The 1,828-nt window shown below is 32.7% G+C and carries 1 protein-coding gene; it reads right to left on the bottom strand.

All coding sequences use genetic code 11. From position 1 onward, the window contains the following. Positions 1-243: 243 nt before the first annotated feature. Entirely contained in the window at positions 244-1,677 is a 1,434-nt protein-coding gene (locus KPL37_RS19355; protein ID WP_216151702.1) for a DDE-type integrase/transposase/recombinase, read from the bottom strand. Positions 1,678-1,828: the final 151 nt, after the last annotated feature.

Genomic DNA, 1,828 nt, shown 5'->3' with positions numbered 1-1,828 from the left:
GATAGTGTTAACTAACCTATGAAAAAACTAGATTGAAAATTTTAAGATTTAAATTGTACTTTGAAAAGTGAAAATATATCTAAAAGGAATGAAACATTAGTTTTGTTATCAACAAATCTTTGGGATTTTTTCTTGTTAAGTAAAAAAGCACAGCAAAAATACACCTTTAAGATTGTTCCTTTTTTTCAGAACACTGAAGGTGAAGATAATTTGGTTATATCAAAAACTAAATCGTAAATTCAGCTATATAACTTGCTTTTCAATTATAAGTTGTTGAGAAAGTTCAATTAATTTTTGCCATTTACCAGGCATCGTTGGAATTTTCTCAAGCTCAGGAATAGAGTTTAATGGTCCCCAATAGGAGTAGCTATGCGGGCGGAGAAAGTTATAATAGGCTACAAATAAAGCCAAGTGCGTGTTGGAACCTTCTTCACTACCAAAACCATTTGTAACCCTATACGAGAATTTAAAGGTTCTATTTAGACGTTCTATTATTTGTTTAAGCCAACGATATTCAGTTGAAATAGGATCAGAATTAGTAAGTCCGATTACTTGGGTTACGTCAAAGTCCATGTTATTAAGTTTAAACTGTTGCTCCGCAAGCTTATATGCGGTATAGCCATCAGCAACGAATTTAAGGGACTTGCCGGGAAATTCTTTATACTTATCAAAAGCCATCCGCATAGTTAAAATGCAAGGGCCAGTATCACGGCTAAACGACGCCTGATATCCTAAAATTGATTTTTTGATGGCATCCATAACAAGCCAGATATATTGATGGACTCCTTTGACTTTAGTGTAAGTTTCATCAGCAGCAAGATAATTAGTGGGCTTATAGTCATAATTATCGACATACGGTTTAACAAAAGCGGCAGCTGCAATGGCATATCTGCTAACCATGACATGAGATATCTTAACTCCATGTATTTCCCACAGAGCAAGCGCAGTACGGCGTGTAGATAGTCCCAAATTAACGTTATATGTTAGACAAAGACCCATTACATGAGAAGAAAAATTTCTGAATTTAAGGCTAGTAGCACCCTTAGGCATAGAAGATAAATCTACATCAAAATAATTAGTGGTAAACTCACGATAAATGTAATGTAGTTTAAATTTGTGTTTATCTTTCTTGTATTCTTTAATATCTTCAAATGAAAGTTTCGCAAAAGAATCCATGTAATAACTACATTTTTTATTAACACATTTATGTATGTAAAAATTTTTACGATCCTTTTTCTTACTTAGGGTGTGTCCACAAAATGGGCAAATGAAAGTCTCAGTTTTGAAATCAACCTTGTTTTTGTTGAAATGCAAATCACAAATTTTACACCAAAGCTGTCCACGGCCGCCAGTGTTATCGTAAATATAGATGTGCGGAGCACCACATTGAGGGCATATAGTATCAGGTGATACAGGATTTTTACCCCGAGAATTTACAGGCTTTTTATCTTTACCATGAGTGATTTTATACTCATTTAATATTTGCTTGTAATTAAGCTTTTCAAAAGTTTTAATAATTGGTAATTTATCAACAGTAAGTTTTTTATATTTTGGACTTGTCATGTCGTATTTCGGAACCTTTAGCGGTATATTTTTAGCAATAAAAATAAGTAATTGTTTAATTTGAGAAAGTAATACTTGATTATACGTAACTAACATTGATATAATTGGACTCACAATGACACCTTCTTTCGGGAATTTTTGTTGAGTTAAGCTACAACAATTATACCAAATAGAGGGGGTCATTGTTTTTTGTGCTAAAAACAGCTACAATCCTTGCAATAGCAGGGTTTTAAATAAATAAAACAAAGATAGTGTTAACACTATC

It is taken from the genome of Clostridium frigoris (assembly GCF_018861865.1).
Lineage (GTDB): Bacteria > Bacillota > Clostridia > Clostridiales > Clostridiaceae > Clostridium_AD > Clostridium_AD frigoris.
Note: the sequence above shows the minus strand (reverse complement) of the source record. Positions and strands in the feature narration are given on the sequence as shown.